Annotated in this window: 13 protein-coding genes; 3 read left to right on the forward strand and 10 right to left on the reverse strand. The window is 39.2% G+C overall.

The annotated features are described in order from the left end of the window. Positions 1-187: 187 nt before the first annotated feature. The 3 genes from ACM0OY_RS18115 to ACM0OY_RS18125 all read right to left on the reverse strand — a co-directional run bounded on the left by ACM0OY_RS18115 (position 188) and on the right by ACM0OY_RS18125 (position 4,284). Entirely contained in the window at positions 188-514 is a 327-nt protein-coding gene (locus ACM0OY_RS18115; RefSeq protein WP_414570232.1) for a DUF6825 family protein, read from the reverse strand. Positions 515-722: 208 nt separating this feature from the next. Further along, positions 723-2,339 (reverse strand): ribosomal protection-like ABC-F family protein, encoded by a 1,617-nt coding sequence (gene abc-f, locus ACM0OY_RS18120; RefSeq protein WP_414570233.1) that lies wholly within the window; start codon positions 2,337-2,339, stop codon positions 723-725. 559 nt (positions 2,340-2,898) lie between these two features. Continuing rightward, positions 2,899-4,284: an AAA-like domain-containing protein gene (locus ACM0OY_RS18125; RefSeq protein ID WP_414570270.1), complete on the reverse strand. Its 1,386-nt coding sequence runs from the start codon at positions 4,282-4,284 to the stop codon at positions 2,899-2,901. Between the two features lie 446 nt (positions 4,285-4,730). On the opposite strand from ACM0OY_RS18125, the gene ACM0OY_RS18130 reads away from it, so the two are divergent. Continuing rightward, positions 4,731-5,723: an NAD-dependent epimerase/dehydratase family protein gene (locus ACM0OY_RS18130; RefSeq protein WP_414570234.1), complete on the forward strand. Its 993-nt coding sequence runs from the start codon at positions 4,731-4,733 to the stop codon at positions 5,721-5,723. 104 nt (positions 5,724-5,827) lie between these two features. Continuing rightward, positions 5,828-6,112, forward strand: a complete 285-nt coding sequence (locus ACM0OY_RS18135; RefSeq protein ID WP_414570235.1) for a DUF427 domain-containing protein — start codon at positions 5,828-5,830, stop codon at positions 6,110-6,112. Between the two features lie 196 nt (positions 6,113-6,308). Here ACM0OY_RS18135 and ACM0OY_RS18140 read toward each other — a convergent pair whose 3' ends face one another. The 6 genes from ACM0OY_RS18140 to ACM0OY_RS18165 form a co-directional block, all read right to left on the reverse strand. Further along, entirely contained in the window at positions 6,309-6,431 is a 123-nt protein-coding gene (locus ACM0OY_RS18140) for a hypothetical protein (RefSeq protein ID WP_414570236.1), read from the reverse strand. 558 nt (positions 6,432-6,989) lie between these two features. Further along, a complete protein-coding gene (locus ACM0OY_RS18145; RefSeq protein WP_414570237.1) occupies positions 6,990-10,007 on the reverse strand; it encodes a response regulator in 3,018 nt (1,005 codons plus the stop codon). A gap of 154 nt (positions 10,008-10,161) precedes the next feature. After that, positions 10,162-12,990 carry a methyl-accepting chemotaxis protein gene (locus tag ACM0OY_RS18150; protein WP_414570238.1) on the reverse strand — a complete coding sequence of 943 codons (2,829 nt, stop codon included), beginning with the start codon at positions 12,988-12,990 and terminating at the stop codon, positions 10,162-10,164. An 86-nt stretch (positions 12,991-13,076) separates the two neighbouring features. Next, a complete protein-coding gene (locus ACM0OY_RS18155) occupies positions 13,077-13,574 on the reverse strand; it encodes a chemotaxis protein CheW (protein WP_414570239.1) in 498 nt (165 codons plus the stop codon). 4 nt (positions 13,575-13,578) lie between these two features. Further along, positions 13,579-13,956 (reverse strand): response regulator, encoded by a 378-nt coding sequence (locus ACM0OY_RS18160; RefSeq protein WP_414570240.1) that lies wholly within the window; start codon positions 13,954-13,956, stop codon positions 13,579-13,581. Between the two features lie 62 nt (positions 13,957-14,018). Beyond that, positions 14,019-15,062: a response regulator gene (locus ACM0OY_RS18165; protein ID WP_414570241.1), complete on the reverse strand. Its 1,044-nt coding sequence runs from the start codon at positions 15,060-15,062 to the stop codon at positions 14,019-14,021. Between the two features lie 932 nt (positions 15,063-15,994). On the opposite strand from ACM0OY_RS18165, the gene ACM0OY_RS18170 reads away from it, so the two are divergent. Next, the gene (locus ACM0OY_RS18170; RefSeq protein ID WP_414570242.1) at positions 15,995-16,363 is read left to right on the forward strand and encodes a hypothetical protein; all 369 of its coding nucleotides are present in this window, start codon (positions 15,995-15,997) and stop codon (positions 16,361-16,363) included. Here ACM0OY_RS18170 and ACM0OY_RS18175 read toward each other — a convergent pair. Further along, entirely contained in the window at positions 16,360-20,070 is a 3,711-nt protein-coding gene (locus tag ACM0OY_RS18175) for a CHAT domain-containing protein (RefSeq protein WP_414570243.1), read from the reverse strand. The two genes, ACM0OY_RS18170 and ACM0OY_RS18175, sit on opposite strands and share 4 nt — an antisense overlap. Between the last annotated feature and the right edge of the window lie 232 nt (positions 20,071-20,302).

Consider the following 20,302-nt stretch of genomic DNA (forward strand, 5'->3'; position numbering starts at 1 on the left):
CCTGGCATGTACTCCTTTGGAGAACCCGTAGGCTAACAAGTGGCGTCTGATGGTCGGAAACCTCCGCTCAGACTTTACGCTTTGTCGTTTGCATCAAACTAATGACTAATGACCAATACTTCGGCTTCTCTACGAGACGCACTCGCGTTCGCTCAGTACAAGCGACTAACGAATCGCACGACCAAATTTATGCAGAAGTTCTGCGATGATGTTGCAGTTCTGTTCGTAATAGGGCAATTTCAGCTCGCAATTCATCAATCTCTGCTTGTACGTCTACTGGCGCCGAACCGGGCTGCCTAGTGCTTGTGCTAGCTTGGCCAGTATTAGCGGCTTCTGCTGCTCGATTTGCCCGCTCTAGGACTTCTTCTGTAAACTGGCGCAACTGGTCTCTAGTTTCAGCATCAAATTTACCCAGTTCACTCAAAGCATCGGTCAAGGCGACCTCTAAACGCTCATTAACTACTTCAGCTACTGCTCTGCCTACAAAAAAGGCTTGTACAAGGGGGTTACTCATAAATTTTTGTTACGTTCATCCGCAAGAGAATTATAACTTGCCTGTATGCTTTGCGGCTTCTGTTGTAGAGCTTGAAATTTTAGTTGCAGATGACGGACAATCCTCAGTGCGATCCGAAGATAAAAGTTGCAACCAATACAATATCAAACAGCAATTACTGGATTTTAAGCCTAAGCCAGGTATTACTAAAGACTCAATAATACAAATATCACTCATCATTAGATGCCAGTAATTCTCTATAATATTGCTCAGGCGTACTAGGTAAATAGGTTGTCATTTCTAAGACTTTTTCTTTCAATTTGAAACTTTGAGTAATATTAATCCGACTGAGAAAATCTAAATCGTGGGAAATTACCCAAATAGCTCCTTGATAGTCATTGATACCTACTACCATTTGTTCTACGGTTTCACTATCTAAGTTATTAGTTGGTTCGTCGAGAATTAGTAAGTCAATTTCAGAGATACTAATCATAGCGATCGCCAATCTTGCCAACTCACCACCACTGAGTACAGATGCACTTTTATTAACATCATCGTATTTAAACAGAAAATGTCCTAGTTGTTGACGCAAAAGCTGATAGCTGAGATTTGGATTAGCTGCTTGCATATTTTCCAAAATTGTGTATTGGCGATTAACCAATTCATAGGTTTGATCGAGATATATAGCTTTCATCGTTGGTGCAAGCAAAACCTCACCTGATACGAAAACTGCGGTTTGGTTTTCCATTCCTAAAATTGCCTTTACCAAACTTGATTTACCAGAACCATTAGCGCCGACAATGGCAAGGCGATCGCCAGAAGAAACATGCAACTGAATGTTGTGTAAAAGTACCCGTTCTGATATCCTAAGATTTGCACCTTGAATATCAATTAAATTTCTACGCTTTTGGCTTTTTTCTTCTAATTGGATACTGGTTACTTTGGTAGTTTTCACCTTGGTATCTGCAAGTTTTTGATTAGCTTTAGTTACCGCTGTTTCATGTTTCTTTTTCGCAATTCCGGCTGATATTTCAGCTTTTCTTTTCATCGCTCCGGCTGCTGTTCTGTCGATACTACCACTGAGAAACTTAGCACGACCATTGCGCTGAGCTTGGGCTGCACGCTGTTGTTCTTGCATAGCCGTAGCTTGAGCGTGTTTGAGTTCCTTTCTGGCGACTTCGTGCGATCGCAATGCTGCATCTAACTCAATTTCTTTCTGTTCTCGATACTGAGAAAAATTGCCTCCATATACTTTCAAACCAGCAGGTGTAAGTTCCCAGGTAACATCTGTCACCTGGTCTAAGAAAAAGGGCTTGTGTGAGACAATTACAAATGCGCCATTGAAATTGCCAAGAAACTCTTTTAAGTTTTCTAACGCTTGCAAATCCATGTGATTAGTTGGCTCATCTAGTAACAACAAGTTTGGTTCTTGAGTCAAACCAATCGCTAAAAATAGTTTTGTTAATTCTCCACCACTCAAATTTGCAATTGGTAGAGAAAGGTCAAGATTTGTATCGAATTGTGTTTGTAAAATTTCCTCAATTTGCCACCATTCATCAGAGAGAGAAATCAAAAAATTCAGTACTGTATCTGATTTGATTTCTTCTCGGATAGTGCAGATTTGAGGCAAATAATAAACAACACCATGATGCCAAACTGAACCTGTACTGGGTGTAATTTGACCTGCAAGAATCTTGAGTAGGGTTGATTTTCCTACACCGTTGTTACCAACTAAAGCAATGGAATCGCCTGCCTCAATACTGACCTGAACTTTTTCAAACAAAGTTCTTTCTAAGCTGAGTTCATAGCTTAAATTATCAGCTAATAGTATTGATTTTTTCTGCATTATTTTCAAACCTCAATTCGCAAACTTCCACCCGCGTGTTCACAACGATTTCGGGTAGATGAGACACAAAACAAACTCAACCGCAGAGACTTGCCAAGCGGTTTGATGTGGATAGTAGTGATGACAATATCTTTAGTGCATGACTATGTGAAGTAACCCTGTCAAACTAGTTGCGTTTATTCTTTGTTGACATTTGTTGCTTTGGCGCAACAGGTTTTTGGTACTACTTCATTTGTGCAATCTCGTTAGAGTTGTGATGAGGCTTGATATTGACTACAGTGTAGCATAAAGAAATTCCGGAAGGAGAGCGATCGCTCTTTTCTGTGCCTCTGTGGTGAATAAAGATTTTTAACCGCAGAGGCGCAGAGAACGCAGAAACAAGAGTTTTAGGAGAAATTTTGATAGAGATGTCCCGTACCCATAACTAATGTTAAAAAGATTGATTAATTGATTTATCCCTGCTAATTTAAATGCAAGACAAGCTAAACAGCAAGCATGACACTGGAAGATTGGCTATTGCCTCTTGCCTAACTACACAAATAATTTTACTCTTTTAACGTCAGTGTTTTCCCAACTGTTGGCTAAAATAAAGACGATATAATTCACACATGACAGAAGCTTGATTGCCGTTGAGTTGCACTACACCCATGCTTTCTAGTTTATAAGCGGCGATCGCATCTAATTCTACCTTGTCATCGCTGGCAATTACTTGTTGCATCGCAGACATTAATTCTGGTTCTTTTTGCAGTAAGTTCAATAGTTCTCGTAAATACTGACCGTAAATTCCCACTGGTGTCGATGCTGTTTCTAATAATCTTTCTAAGGTCATGTTTTGCCCAGATAAATGATATAGTGCAAGGCTTACCAAATAAGGATGTCCCCCCACCATTGTTTGTAGAGGTTCCAGGCGTTTTGCCCCTTGGGAGTCTGCTGCCCACTCTAGCCCATAACGCAATGCTAAATTCTGTACCTGATTGAGGGTAAATGGTGGCAGAGTAATTGTAATCCCCACATTAAAAGGCGATTGATTAAGCTTCAGGGGAACATAAATTTCTGTGGTGTGAACTACTACCATTCGTAGTTTTTGCCATGTCTGGTCTTGCTTTGCTTGTTCGTGCCAAAATCGCAGCATTGGTAAAAAGTCTTGAGCAATATTTGGGTGTTCAAAAACTCGTTGCACTTCATTCAAAGCCAAAACCACAGGACTTTCAGCAATGTATTGTAATAAATACGCTTCAAAATAGATTTTGCAGCTGACTTTGCTGCCCATTTCTGTATCCCAAAAATCATCTAGACAGGGAAGGAGGTTTAACTGCCTAGTGACATAGATACAGAACCAACGTAAAAATTTATCTAGAGAAGCAAAAACTTCTTGGTCAGCTTCTTGAAAGTCCAAGTAGACAATTTGATAACCCTGCTCTTTAGCATAAGCAATCATCTGGTTGAGCAGTGAACTTTTTCCCATCTTCCTGGGTGCTTTAATTCGGATTAAGCAACCAGGTTGTATCAATTCACTACAAATCAGTTCTTCCAGTGGAGGACGATTGATGTATAAAGTAGAGCCTGTGGGCACAGGACCACTAGGAAATTCCATCTTGTTGGCTGAAAATAAGTTTGGATAAAGCCTTGTGAAACTAAATTTTGTGTTGAGCTGTTGTTCTTGTTGTTGTGGTTGATTTTGCTGTCTAGTTATCCCTTGCAAATATTTGCTTAACACTAGATGCAGATTTTTTTTTGTTATTCTCTCTCCAGAGGCTTCGGACAAGTCTTGCCACAGCTGAGAACCGACTTGTTTGATATAGTTCCTACCATAACCTGTTCCCTCTGCCATCTCATCGTAAGTTTTGCCTAACCACGACTGATAAAGCACAAACCACTGAATGGACTCGAGAGGCTTGTTTTGTAGAATTTTTTCTACAACTTCTAGCAATTCTTCCACGGTTATTAAAAGTTAAACATTTAGTAAAATTACACATTTCCTTTAGCTTAGTAATAATATACAACCGAAAAAATACCTGGATAAAGAAAAATCTATGAGTTTCATTATCTTCTGTGATTTAAGCAGTACTTAATCACTTTTAAAAGTATAATTTATAGCTAAGTGCCTGGGATTATTTGGGCGATCGCTATCTACTCCAATTATTCATTGCCAGTACTGTCCAGCAGAAAATAAGCAAGTATTATTACTTAAAAAACATGTAGAATAGCTCAATTATCGAAAATACCTTACTGTTTATGAATGCATTTTTCCAGCAAAATATACGTTTTACATAGTAGACTGCGTAGCCTAGCGCACTGTAAATAGCTAATAAACAGTACTTTCCGCAATCACACATCTTACAATTTCATTAAAAAAACTCTTGTAATATAGCAATTACAAATTACGAATTTATGCCAGACAACAAAGAATTTTCATCCGAAAAAAGTTCTTCCATTAAAAATATCTTGATTTTAGGTGCAACCGGCTACATTGGCGGAGCGCTGTGCCGTAAGTTTTCTCAGACACCAGATTTTGCTGTGTTTGCACTTGTGCGTCCAAGCAGTAATGTTGAGACTATAAAGCCTTTCTGTAAGGAAATAATCCGTTCTCAAGAGGTAAACTTTTCTAGCAACGATGTTACCGAAGCAATTCGCAAACATGAGATTACAACAGTAATTAATGTAGCTTGGAACATGCCTCCAGAACCAACCCAAGAAGCTCAATTTGCTAAAGACCGTATCGCATTAGAAGCAGCTTTACACGGTGCTAAAGCAGTTTCACCGGATATTCATGTAATTACAACCAGTGGAAATTTCTCTTTAATTACTGCCGATGGCGGACGAATCACCGAAACACCTCCGCCAAGAGGTTATACACGGCCTAAATATTTAGCATGTTTTGACTTACTATCGGGCGTAAATGTGTTGAAAGATGTGCTGATAGAAAAATATATCAACAATGGAGGTAACGCTTCCATTGTCTATCCTTCATCAGTGTATGGTGCGGCACCAACTCGTGGCAGTTTCTGGGATTTTGCAATTCAACAGTTCATTATAGGGAAACCATACCAAGGACATCAGCCATTTCCACCAGATTTTATGACGGCGTGGGTTCATGTCGATGATTTGGCAGACTGCTACATTGCGGCTGCGCGAAAAGGCACTAGGGGAGGACATTACCTAGCTGCGCCGGAAAATTTGAGTATTAGTCAGATGTCAACATTGTTTGCTCAGGCTGCTGAGGTAGAATTCGTTGCACCAGTCTTTGAAAACAAAGATAAAGTTATATTTGATGATTCTCATACTAGAGAAGTGCTTCAACTTCAATGGAAGTATAAAGTGGCTGATGAAGTGAAAAGTTGGGTAGAGAGAATAAAAGAGTTGGGAACTTATTTTTTAGAGTAAATAAGCATTAGGCGCAAAAACTCAAGCAAAGACCAGCTGTAAGATTTCGTTGTGTCGGTGGAAGTGTAAAAATATATATGTAAACTTTATTTACAAAATCAGTTATGCCGAAAGCAATTTGGAATGGCGCAGTTTTAGCCGAGAGTGATAATACCGTAGTTGTGGAAGGCAACCATTATTTCCCGGCTGACACAATTAACAAAGAGTACTTCACAGAAAGTAACACACATACGACTTGTCCTTGGAAAGGCGTTGCCAGCTACTACACTATCGAAGTTGATGGACAAGTCAACAAAGATGCTGCTTGGTATTATCCCAGCGCCAAGGAGAAGGCTAAGAATATTGAAAGCTATGTCGCTTTTTGGAAAGGCGTAAAAGTCGAGGCTTAATAAAGGTTCTTGGGAGTATTTTATTTCCAGAGAGTTGATTCAGTATTTACAGCAATCATCAAACTAAATTTTGTGGAGGTTGGCTTGTATTAACCTCCACAGTCTTTTAAACTATAGCCGTAGTCACACAGGTTAGGACATTTTGAAAGCATGGAAGCTAGGAATAGTAATACTTTTACCTCCTGCCTGCTGCCTCCTACCTTCTGCCTCCTGCTATATTTAGCGATCGCAGTTTTTTACTGTTACTCTCTTGTTCATAAAAAACCTTTGAAACTTTTGCAGCAGTTGTTACCTTCATCAAGAGTAGTTCATTCTGCATCAATCCCTTCCCAAGGTTGAGAGATAGGTACAGTATTTCCGGTCATCGCATTGCAGGGTCGTGAATCTTAGTTGTGCTATTAATAGCATAAGATTTGTATTGATAAGTTTTGCTTAAGCTGTGGTAAAGATCGCATAAGCTTTGTCATAAATAGATAAGCCTTCTGAACCAAACAAGTTGTCTTGTTAACCAACGGACAAGTCTTCGTTAACAACGGATAAGCATTCTGAACCAAATAAGTTATGTTGTTAACGAACGGACAAGCTGTGGTAACGACAACAACTTTATTCTTAACGTCCGCTTCTGTATTGGTAACAAACGGACAAACTGTTGTTACCACAAGAATGTCAAAAACAAGTGGTGCGTTAGCCTTTGGCGTAACGCACTCTACTGGACTGACACAGCTAAAATGTTGCATTAAAAATCTCTGAAAAATTCAAGTTAAAAGACATAATCCAATTTTTCTATTGCACCATTTTAAGCTTGCCACGCCACTACGAAAAGCTCTGAACGGTATTAGCCCATAATTGTCCCAGTCCCTAATTCCCAGTCCCCAGCTTAATTAGACGCTGCCTTTTCTGCAACATTACGAATGATTTCTTCCAATGTTTGGAGTAATTCTTGTTCGTTATAAGGTTTAGAAAAGTAGGCTCTCGCCCCCAATTGCATAGCCAATTGCCGATGTTTATTACTACTACGAGAAGTTAGCATCGCAACTGGAATGTTTTTTGTATCAACGTCGGAATTGACCTTACCTAAAAAGCCATAACCATCAAGACGAGGCATTTCAATATCACAAATTACTGCTTCAACTCTCAATCCATTTTGGAGTTTTTCTAAAGCGTCTTGACCGTCTTTTGCTTGTTCTACTTGATACCCTCCTTTTTCCAGGGTTAAAGCTAAGAAGCGGCGAACATTAATTGAGTCATCTACAATCAAGATTGTGCCTTTGAATTTGGTAGATGCTGCTGATATTTTCTCTTCGTCAAATATCAAAAATGGTGTCTTTAATCTTGCTGATGGTAATTGAGTACCTCTAGGAGTCCGCTGATTACTAGCAATCCAATACAGCAATTCGTTGGTATTAACTAGTGGCACTACTCGACCATCACCGAGAATTGTGCAGTTGCTAAAGCCTTGAGGTAGAGGTATATTTCCTTCGATTTGGCGAATAGCAACTTCTTGTTCACCCCAACAACGGTCTATTTGTATTGCTACTGTTTGATTATTACCTTTAACTACTAAGATGCTGTTAACATTAATTGCTGCCGGAGTTTCCAGTTCTGTACTATCGTAACGCAGGCAATTAAATTGTAAGTAGCGACTCAGGCGAATTAGTGGCAACATAGTTCCTTGCCAATTCAGGACTTCGCTACCTGCCATTTGGAAAATTCGCTCATTTTGAAGTAACGATATTTCGGAAATGACATCTGTGGGAAATGCCAATAGCATTTTGTTAATTTCTACTAGCAATACTCGTCCCACGGAAAGTGTAAATGGTACTGAGAGGGTGAAGGTTGTACCAACTCCTGGTTCGGTATCAACTTTGATATCTCCTCGAATCAATTTAAGATTGTTGCGAACTACATCCATACCAACACCACGACCAGATAATGTTGTCACTTGGTCGGAAGTGCTAAAACCTGGTTCAAAAATTAGTGATAACAGTTCTTCATCACTAGCATTAGTGATGAGAGAAGTATCTAATCCCATAGCTAAGGCGCGGGTGCGAATTTTCTCCAGAGAAATGCCCCAACCATCATCACGTATACTAATAAGCGTGCGATTACCATGATGAGTCGCTTTAATTTCAATTAATCCTTGTTCTGGTTTACCGAGAAGGCGGCGCGTAGCAGCGTCTTCAATACCATGATCGAAGGCATTTCTTAATAGGTGCATCAAAGGCTCGTTCAATGCTTCTAAAATACTGCGTTCAATAAGAGTATTACCACCTTCAATTTTTAGCTGTACATTTTTTCCATACTCTACATTTAATTCACGCAAAGCTCTAGGAAAACGCTCAACTAAATCCGACAGCGGCCGCATCCGGATATGATTAAGTTTTGTTTGTAATTGTTTTGATGTTTTGTTAATTTTGCGAGCAATTTGGTCTGTGTCGTCTACACTTAATTGCACATCAGTTGTGACTTCTTGTAGCTGAACAATGGTTTCCATAACTTCCTGCGATCGCAGGTTTAAATCGTTATAGCGATCCATTGCTAAACCATCAAGGGCGTTCTCTGTCTCTCGTATATGGTTGCCATTTTCAAGTGGCAATTTCCCACTACCAACCACGGCGAATTGAGTTGAAACTTTCCCGTAAGCTGTACGTAATTCTTGGTTTTCTCGGTCGAGAACTTGCACTCGCTGGTTGAGATTCCGGACTAATTTGCGTAATCTTTCTAGTTGGGCATTTAAACCATTGCGCTGAACAATCAGTTCCCCAAATAAATCATTAATTTGTTCGAGTTGTTTGCTGGGAACTCGAACAGTATTGTCTTGAATTTCACGTTCTTTACCAACAGTTAATTTGCCATCTGGAGTGTGATTTTCTCTAGCAAATATAGTATTTTGCTCTGTAATATTTATAGCATGGGAATCATCGGTAAATTCTGCATCTAAAAATGTAAAATTGGCAGCAACTGTTTCATTTTTATTTAAATTTTCTGTAGATGTTGACACGATTTCTGTTTCCAGAATATCTGTGTCAGTTGCATCTGTGCCCATAAACTCTGGTATTACTTCTGTCTTTAATATTGACTGGGATTGGGTAGAATTACCAAATTGAATTTCTGTAGGTAAATTATCTAATTGATTTGTGAGTACCAAAGCTTGCGATCGCCGCCATGCTTGCAATGCTAACTGAGCAATTTCATAAATGCGTTCCCCGAAGGGGTTGTCGGAGACATCGCTGCTTGCAGTGGCTAATTGCTGGGTTACTGACTCACAAAGTTTGCTAAAAGCTGGCAGTTGGAGCATTTCCCCTAAGCCGCCTAATTCTGCTGCCATCACGGCAAATTCTTCTTGTAAATTAGACTGCTGGCTATTTGCCAACGCAGATTCTAAGCGCTGCAAACATTCTTCTACTTCTGTTTCAAATAGCAAAGGAATAACATCTTGCCCATCTTCTGGGGATAACATGCTTGTCGCATCTTCAGGGCTGGGGTCACCCAAGCGTTCGTGCAACTCATCAAAAATTGGGTAACAAAAAGTTGCTAACCACTGTTCTTCAACCAGATTTCCCTGTGCCAGCAAGTCAACAATTTGACGCAACCAATCAACACCAGAAAGCAATAAACTTTGCAACTGAGTATCAATTTCTAAAGAAGTTTTGCGAGTTTTTAAAACTTTAAAAGAATCTTCTAAACGATGCGATAAATCACTCAGCGATTTAAATCCCATCATCGCCGCACCGCCTTTGATAGAATGAGCAGCCCGGAGTGCAGCATTGATTTTATCTAAATCGATGCGGTTACTAGTATCGATTTCCAGCAATACCCCTTCCAGGGTATTCAAGTAATCTGTTGCTTCTTCCAGAAATTGCATCTGGATTTCTAATTCTTTGTCATTTAGCATGGTTTTTGTCCTTAGTCATTAGTCATTAGCCATTAGTCATTGGTCATTAGTCACTGGTCATTAGTCACTGGTCATTAGTTATTAGTCATTAGCAAAATACGAAAGACAAATGACAAAGGATAAAGGACAAATAACAAATGACAAATGACAAAACTTAACTAACTTTGAAAGTTTCGACAGTCTCTTGCAATTGCTGGGAAATCTCCACAGTTTCTTGCAGAGATTGGGAAATTTGCAGAGAAGAATCGCTGGTGCGTTGTGATACGGCAGCGATGTCTTTCATCAATTGGCTGACACTTTGTGATGTTTCTACTTGAGATGCAGTTGCAGTGGAAATCGACTGCACTAAAAAGTCAATTTGACGGGATACATCCAAAATTTGACTGAGACTTTCCTTGGCTTCCTCTACAATTCGAGTACCTTCCACCACTTGGATGGTTCCGATTTCCATTGCCTGCACCACTTCGCTAGTTTCTCGTTGGATATTCCCCACAATTTCTTCAATTTCCTGAGTTGCAGCGGCACTCCGAATCGCTAGTTCGCCGACTTCTTCGGCAACTACAGCAAAACCCTGACCTTCTTCACCTGCGCGGGCTGCTTCAATACCGGCGTTAATGGCAAGTAAGTTAGTTTGGATGGCGATTTGGTTAATTAACGAAACGACGCGAGAAATTTGTTGTGAAGATTCGCCGAGACGCTTGACTTTTTTAGCAGTTTCCCCAACTGTTTCCCGCATAGACAGAATATTTTGTACTGTCAAATCCATCGCGTGCCCGCTCTGAGTGGCGTTGTGAGCAGCATGATTGGCAATAAAAGCTGCTTTTTCGGCACTTTCGGCTACAGCCTGCATAGATTGGGTCATTTGATCGACAGCATCGAGAGTGCAGTTGATTTGAGTAGCTTGGGTGAGTGCTTGCTCTGCTAGTTGGCGGATGGCTCCTTCGTTAGAGCCGATGGCAGTATTTACTTGAGTAGCGGCTTGTTTGACTTGGGTAACAATATCTCGCAGACTTTCCACAATGGAGTTGAAAAAATCGGCAACAGTACCTATTTCTCCGGCAGTCACGTCTGCACGCACTGTCAAGTCGCCTATGGCTGCACCTTCGATGTCATCGAGTAGTTCTAAAAGTTGTTGTTGCAGTGCTTCTTTTTCGTGCCGTTCTTCATCAGAACCTTTGACTGCAACATTTTTGGCTTGTTCTATTTGTTCTAGTAACTTCGCTTCTTCTAATGCATAACCGATTTGAGTTGCTATGTGTTGAAACAAGTTAATTTCCGGCTGTTGCCAAACACGAGAATTTTGGCAATTATGAGCAATTAATAAGCCGAAAAGTTGTTCTTGGATAAAAATCGGTGTAATCAGATAACCTTTGACGGCAAATTTGTCTAATAGTTGAATGTAAGTATCGGCATTTTTCAAGTTTTGGTCTAGATAAATGTTGGAAACTGCTTGCACTCGGTTATCTTGATAATTTTCTATATGCTGTTCCCAAAAATAAGGATCGTCGATTCGCACTCCGATCGCTTCTGGCCAATTGCCACTTAATGATTCAGCAACAACGATACCATCTTTAGTCTCTGGATTCAAACGATAAACAATTACCCGGTCTGTTTTGATGGCTCGGTGAACTTCTTTAACTGCTGCTTGATAAATATCTTCTGTTTTCAGAGTTCTCCGAATCTTCAGGGTAATGTCTGCTAGTAATTTTGCCCCTTCAACATCTAGTTCCTGTTCCTTGGACAAGACCTCTAATTGTTCGGCCATCTGGTTGATATTTGCATTCAATACCCCTAATTCATCTTCTCTTCCGGTGTCCAAACGGGTATTCAATTTGCCTTGATTTAGCTTTGTTAATGCCGCAGTTGCATTGAGAATTGGCTGTGCAGTGAGTTTCGCTAACCAAGATGCGATCGCTGCGATAATCAAAGCTGTCAATCCAGTGCCGATGGCTATAATCCATAACAATTGTCTTTGCGGTTCAAATACAATTGCTGTGTCTGTAGATAAAAGTACCTGCCAATTTAAATCAGGCAGGCCATTTAACTTAGTTGATGGTACGTAGCTAACTAATTGTTGTTTTTTATAATTTTTAGGAACTTCGATAAAACTATCTACTTTTTTTGCTGTTAGCAGTTTAGCGAAACTCTGATATTCTGCCTTTGCTTGTTTACCTAAGAATTTTTGTTGTGGACTCAAAAAAACTGTACCCGCAGCATCAAGTAAATGATATGTTTGTCCATTGAGTGCGTAGTTTTTGATGACTTCATCTAAAGATTTGACGGGCATTCGCGCTCTAACTATGCCAATTGTTTGACCTGTATATGTATTTTTAATCGGTGCCGCTATGTAAATGTTAGCGACACCAGTACTTGTTATTGCTTCTGGATTACTAATCACAGGGGCATCTTTTTGTAGAACCTCTTGAAAATACTTCTGGTCTTTTTGGTTTTCCAGAACTTCGCCTGTAGATTGAACAATTAAATTGCCAAGGCGATCGAAAATGGCAACACTATCATAAGCTTGGTAAGCTTCAACAACGCGATTTAATACTGCTTGCTTTTCTTGACTACTTGTGCTGTTACTAATTTGAGAATTTGTCAAAAATGGCAAACTAGATATAACTTGGATATCTCCATAACGTCCCAACATGAAACGGTTTATTTTATCACTTAAACCAGTGGCTTGGGCTTGTTGAGACTGAGTAATTTGCTTAGTAATGGATTTGTTGGCAAAGCTAAAAGCGATCGCACCTATGGCCAATACTGGTAGTGTACCAATGGCGATCGCCAAAATTGTCGCTTTCGTAACTAAACTCAGCTTTGTAAAATAGCTAAAAGCTTGATTTCCAGAAGAATTACTCGCAGTTTCAGTAGTCAGCTTACTTGGCAGTTTTACTACATTTCCAGTCACTTTTTGAGATGAAATCAGCGATGCCCGATTTTGAGGACTACTACCGTTGTTTGTGCCAGTTTTATTAAACATAAGATTATTTCTCCAATGCGTGAATAAGTGAACTAAAAATTATTTTTTATAAAGAATTCTGACTCCTAAATTATTTTTAGTAAACTCTAATCACTACGAAGAATAGAGGACTGTACAATAGCCTGAGAATCTAACACCAGTAATATTTCTTTTTGTTGCACTACACAGCCACATAAATAAGGAACTAAGCTTGATGCCACTTGTCCTATGGGAGAATGAATTTCATCTGCAACAAACCTAATTGTACCTTTGATTTCTTGTACAACTAATCCTAAAAGCAGTGATTCCACTCGGATAACGATCGCACTATACTGGCGCACCCGATAATCAAGAGATTCTAAATTCAGCATTCTTGGCAAATCAACTACCCAAATTATTCGACTCCGCCAATTCATTAACCCTAATATGGAAGGAGGCATATTAGGCATCGAGGTAACAGACTCAACAGGCACAAGAATTGCTTCTTGAGTATGCTTCATTGATAAAACTGCACCAGTCTGTTGATTTAGTTGAAATTTTAAATAACCGTCTGCTAAGTTATTTTCGGCTGGTTTTGGGGAAAGTGTAATGTTTGTACTAATCATTGATTCAAATTACCACTGATTTAATAGTGCGTAGGAGATGTTCGCGGGTGTAAGGTTTAGTTATATAGGCATCTGCACCTTGTCTCATCGCCCACAAACGGTCAATTTCCTGATTTTTAGAACTACAAATTACAATCGGTACTTTTGCAGTAATTGGATTTCTTCTGAGGGAGCGGCACAATTCAAATCCACTCATTTCCGGCATAACTACATCAGTCACAATTACATCTGGTTTTTCTAACACAGCTTTTTCTAAAGCTTCTTTTGCACCAGTAGTTTTAATTACGTTATAACCACTTTCTTTGAGATAATGGCTCATTAATTCTAATTCGCTGGGAGAATCTTCTACAATCAGAATTGTGCCAAGTAAAGTCAGGCTCACTATATATCTCCTAAAAATAAATTAAAGTGATTAAATCTGGTATAAGAATTCTGAATTCTAAATTAATCAAGATATTTAAAAACCATTTTTAGCAATTCTGACTGAGTAAAAGGCTTAGTCAAATATCCTGATGACCTGACCATTTTAGCCTTTGCCCTATCAATAAATCCTGTTCTGCCAGTCACCATGATAATAGGTATATTTTTAAAAGCCGAATGTTTCCTTAATAAAGAACATAGTTCATAGCCGTCTAAAGAAGGCATTTCAACATCTAGCAAAATCAGATCGGGCTTACTCCGGAGAATTTGCATTAAAGCTTTCACCGGATCGTTAATCATTACAACTGAAAATGTGTTTTCATCCAAAAAGTGTTTAATGGAATTCAACACTGTTTGACTATCATCAATGCAGGCAATTGTATATGTACTTTTGCCGACAGGTAACTGAGTCGTTAGATTATTATTCTCAGAAATATCAAAATTGATTTGTCTGGGGGATTTTTGCCCAAGTTTTATTTGCAATTGTGGCAAAACTTGAGAATTTACACCAGCAGGAATTGATGACTGGATATTTTGTCGATTTCTTAACTGCTTTTGACAATGTTCGACAAGTAACCGTAAATCCAGACGACAGAACTTTGGTACTTCATCCAAAGAGTTCTCCGGACTGAATTCATAGCTACCTTCTTTTAAGCACAGAAATGATTCCAGTACTTCTTTTGCTAATTCGTCTATCAGAGTTCCTGCTTGCACAGGAGTAATCAAATCTTGATTTACTAGCCAGCAAATAGCTTGATAGTCTGCGTTTGGTATTGATTGATGTTCATTTTTCGTCTCAAACATCAACCGCATCTGGATGCGAGTAGCGCTGTTGAGAGCCGGAATTTGCTGACTCAAGCGCCGCAAGTGACTATCAAGCCGCTCAAACAGTTTATCTGAATAGGAGGCATAAGTAAGTTTACCGTCCTCTAGATAAATTGACCAATAAACTATCCCAGTAAATACGCTTAAGCAACCTGTAGCACGCCGACTAGTTAATTGTGCCAACAGAGATAGCGGATGTAGTTTTTGGAACAACTTGTAGCTACCTATAGGAGTTGTGCTCATTTTGCTTTTACTCAGCTAAATTCAGTACGTGTAAGCTAAATTAGTGCAGAGTTCTTCCACATTCAAATTAAGTAAAAGGCTTCAAAATTTTGTATTTTAAAGTACACAAATTTGACCTCTAGCATTTGTGGTGGAACTCAACGAAAGCAGCGTTATTCTCAAATGCTCAAATCTCAGTAAATTCGTAAATTGTGATTAATTTACTTCCTATTACTGAGATTTATATACATTCTGGAAAAATAAGACATAGGAATGTCAAGACTAGATGAAGCCACTTTCCATTGAGTAACCCCATTCTGACCACAGGAATAATACTGATTTTCTTAAAATAATATATTTGAACTTCTGTATTTACACTGCAATAAAATCAAGCATTTAAATAAGCAAGTACTAAATAAAGCCACTCTTCATTAAGTAAGACCGTTATGACCACAGGAATAATACTGGTTTTTATGGGCAAAAATAAAACATTACCAATAATAATTTTAGTAATATTTTTTACTTAAATAAGAATTTATCGTAAATAAAAGGGTTTAATATCATGTTCGGGTGAAGACTTATCATTAGGACTGACGCGGGAACGCGGAGAAATTTTAATAATAAGTGATTATCCGAACTTGATATAAGACCCCTACCTCTACAGGTAGCCCCAGTTTCAGTTGGGGTTTAAATCCCCCGGAGTTGCTCCTCTTGGGGAGACCCCAAGACCGCACTCCTCTTCGTCTGAAATTGTCTTTAATGCGTGAATTTTGAATTGTTAATGCTTTGGCACAGCTGGTTGTCCAAAAAATTTGCGCGACCGCCAGTTTATTCCTACTGTTGATGTTGTGCGATCGCGATGCTTATGGCTGTAAACTACGCCATATCTCTATATTAGGCATTAAATGTATAATTATTTAACGCTTCGTGTATTTACTGCTTAAAACTATTAAATGATTACCGTTACACCAGAGGAAATTAGTCAGTTTCGCAGCCAGTTGGCGAATCTTCCCCAGGCTTTAGTAGCTTTGGATACCATAGAAGAATGTGAAGGCTATTTAGACGATGCCGTTCCACTGCTGGTTATGCGGAAAACTGCACAGGAAGCAGATAGAGGATTAAATGATTGGTTAGAAAAATGCCGCCAATTCATCTGTCAAGAGGAAGTCAGAACCGCTTTGGAATCTGGATTAATTGCTCCAATTATAGAACCATTGGCTGCTAGTGCAGGCATTCCTCTGGGTACTGCAACTGCACTTAGTATATGCATATTTAAACTGGGTGCGAAAGAGTTTTGTAAAGTACCTAAATCTGGTGCTTAAAGTCCAGACGCTGTAAATCCAGCCCAGTAGTAGGGATTTGCAAAAGGTAGGGGTTGACGTTGCTTAATTAGTTTCAAAGATTCTTGAAATCTGATGCGTTGTCCCACTCTTAATTGAGCAAGGACTTTATCAATCTGGGGTTTGTGTTCCTCCAAAAATGTGTCTAATTCCTCAATAGTCAGATTTCGCAGCCATGTTTGAGCTTGCTTAAGGGCTATAGCAACATCTCCTGCTTCCGCATTATCAATTTTAAATAAGTTTTCATATAATTTAATCATCAAAAAGCTCGTGGAAAGGTCATCAACAGTCCAAAGGGAACTGACAACACTGGGACTACCTGCTAACAGAAAACCGCTAGGTAAACCAATATATTCGTCACTGGTATTGTTAAAATCAATTAATCCAGTTTCACAAGCTGAAAGAGTGACGAGGCGACATTTTTCTAGTTTGAGACTGAATATTTTATCTAGGGTAAGACATTTTTCTAAATCATGGGTTTCTCCTACTCGTAAAGTTAAGTAACGTTCAGAATCAGGTTTTGTTGGTGTGTCTGCGATAGGTGCATTTGCTAAAATTAGGGCTGATTTACCGGGGTTTGTTAAGTTAAAATACCCGTGACAGCTAAAATGAGCACAGTGGTAAGTATTTAAGTCAGAATTATTAATTGCTGTGAGTGTCGCTGCTGTTTTTTTTAGGATATTAGCAGTATTAAAGTAGCTTTGAATAACTTGTACTTCTAAATCGGTGTAATTCAGGTCTTCTGTAGGGTTTTGGATGGCAAACAGGGATTGAAAATCAGGGCGCTTTCGTTGCTGTACTTGTTGTAATAGTTGACAACTTGGTGCATAACTCACACCACCAGCAAATAGATCCAGAAGACAAGACGAATTTTCACAATTTTGACTGACTGGGAGTGCATGAATGGGGAATAAATGCAAAAACCTATGGGGAATTAGGATGAGTTGATCGCAGTGCTTTGGTATCTGGTTTAATATTTCATCAATGTGCAGAATCGAAGCTAATTCTTTGAGTTCTTCCCCTAAGCTATTCTGCCACTGATCTTTTTGATTGTAGTAGTTCTGCATATATTGATTTGCCCAATCAATTAAGGCTTGTCGGTCTTCTGCTTGGGATTGCCAAACTGTTACCTCTCCTGTAGATTTGACAATAAATGCTAGAATTTTATTCTCGTCAAGAAAATACCACTCGATAATGGCTCTACGCTTATCCAAAGTAGCCTGGAATGAGTCAAATTTGAAACCATAACCAACGGGTAAGTAGCGGTTTTGCAATTCATTACGCTGCTGTCGCAACTGTTGGAGATGTTGTGTTAGGACTTTAGGATTTTCAACTTTGCTATTTTGGATTTGATATTGTCCTGTAGCTATTTCATCCCTGTATATTTCTAGTTGAGTTACGACCTCTGGAGGGAAGATAGTTTTAGAGTCACGTTCGAGGATCTGTTCAACTAAATTGCGAGTTTTGCTACGTTCAACATATTCAATCGCTGCTGTGAACTTACCTAATTCCAAGCAAACTTCTACCATACGGCGATAAAATTTGTTCCATTCTTCTGTTTGTTTGCGTTTGATTTCCTCCCCAGAAACTATTTCTGACCGCAGAGATTCTACTGTAGCAATGGCAGAGTCAAAGGTATTGTAAGCTAAATCAAACTGTTTTGATTCTTGGTAAACTGTCCCAAGGTTAAATAAAGCTTCTGCATGGTCTTGGGGAAAAGCGTCAAAAGTATAAACTTTCAGAGCTTCTTGCAAAAAAGCGATCGCCTGCTCTAAATTCTCGGATCGCTCCTCTCTGATTCTGTTCCAGTAAGCAAGACCGAGATTATTTTGTGTTTGTGCCCATTCATAGGGAAAAACCTCAAAAGTTGTAACTTTCAGAGCTTCTTGGAAACAAGCAATAGCCAATTCTAAATTTTCAGCTATATCCCCTGTGATTCTTTTATGGAAAGCAAGTCCGAGATTATTTTGCGTGGTTGCCCATTCATAAGGAAAAGTGTCAAAAGTATAAACTTCTAAAGCATCTTGGTAACAAGCGATCGCCCACTCTAAATTCTCAGCTATATCCCCTGTGATTCTTTCACTGTAAACAAGACCGAGATTATTATGCGTCATTGCCCAATCTTGAGGAAAAGCTTCAAAAGTAAAAACTTTTAGAGCATCTTGGTAATAAGTTATCGCCTGCTCTAAATTCTCTACCCGCTCCCCTGTGATTCTGTCACTGTAAGCAAGACCGAGATTAATTTGTGTCCTTGCCCAATTTTGGGGAAAAGCGTTAAAAGTTCTGACTTTCAAAGTATCTTGCAAACAAGCAATTGCGTGCTCTAAATTTTGTGCCCGCTCCCCTCTGATTCTTTTACGGTATACATTAGCGAGATTATTTTGCGTCAATGCCCAATCTTTGGGAAAAGCTTCAAAAGTAAAAACTTTTAGAGCATCTTGGTAATAAGTTATCGCCTGCTCTAATTTCTCAGCTATATTCCCTCTGATTCTATTGCTGTAAGCAAGACCGAGATTATTTTGCGTCGATGCCCAATCTTTGGGAAAAGCTTCAAAAGTAAAAACTTTTAGAGCATCTTGGTAATAAGTTATCGTCTGCTCTAAATTCTCAGCTATATCCCCTCTGATTCTATTGCTGTAAGCAAGACCGAGATTATTTTGCGTCATTGCCCAATCATAGGGAAAAGCGTTAAAAGTTCTGACTTTCAAAGTATCTTGCAAACAAGCAATTGCGTGCTCTAAATTTTGTGCCCGCTCCCCTCTGATTCTTTTACGGTATACATTAGCGAGATTATTTTGCGTCAATGCCCAATCTTTGGGAAAAGCTTCAAAAGTAAAAACTTTTAGAGCATCTTGGTAATAAGTTATCGTCTGCTCTAAATTCTCAGCTATATCCCCTCTGATTCTATTGCTGTAAGCAAGACCGAGATTATTTTGCGTCATTGCCCAATCATAGGGAAAAACCTCAAAAGTTGTAACTTTCAGAGCATTTTGGTAACAAGCGATCGCCCGCTCTAAATTCTCAGCTATATCCCCTGTGATTCTATCACTGTAAGCAGAAGCGAGATTATTTTGAGCAGCTGCCCATTCATAGGGAAATGCTTTGCGGGTGTAGACAGTTAGTGCAACTTTATAGCCAGTGATCGCAATTTCCATATTGCTGGCTTTGTTACCCAAAGGGAATTGCTGAATTAGATTGCTAAAATTTCCTATATCTCCAGCAATGGATTGGGCCACATCTGCTTCCGCTTCCCCCAGTCTATTTGTCCCCCACTGGCGTAATATTTCTGCTAACATTTCGTCAAGTTTGTCTATACTCTTTGCCAGCAAGGGGTAAACTACCTGCGCCTCACTGTTACTTTCTGCGGTTGCTTGCAGTACTTCCATCAAAAATTGAAAATATGCCTGTATCTCTTCTTCACTAAGAGATTGCAAATCTACTTTAGTATCTATATTCAACACTTCCCTTAGTTGCATTGCCAAACCTTGCAACCAACTCGCTGTATTCTCATATCCCTGATGCGAAAATATCTCCATCTTCGCTTCTACCGCCCCCAAGAAGCCAACATCTACTAATTCTTCGTTTGCTGCCAAAATCTCTTGGACTTCATCGTTACTACCGCAATTCAACAGTCTTTGAATGAAGTTGGAATAGGCTTGCTGACGCTGTTCGTTCATGGGTAAGGGCATGAGACGCAATTTTATTATGAGAATAATTCAACACCAGTACCCTAGATTCCAGAAAAGTGTAGAATTTCATTACAAATGATGTGTTACCGACGACGATCGCTCATCCCTCTACATCTTCATTCAGCAAAAAAACTAGCTACTGAAACTTTTAAGATTATCCCTAAATTAAGGTAACAGGAGGATGCGCCCAATAGCAGTTTCAAGTAAAAACAAAGATGCGATCGCTACATAA

It is taken from the genome of Nostoc sp. CCY 9925 (assembly GCF_963920935.1).
Classification (GTDB): Bacteria; Cyanobacteriota; Cyanobacteriia; order Cyanobacteriales; family Nostocaceae; genus Nostoc.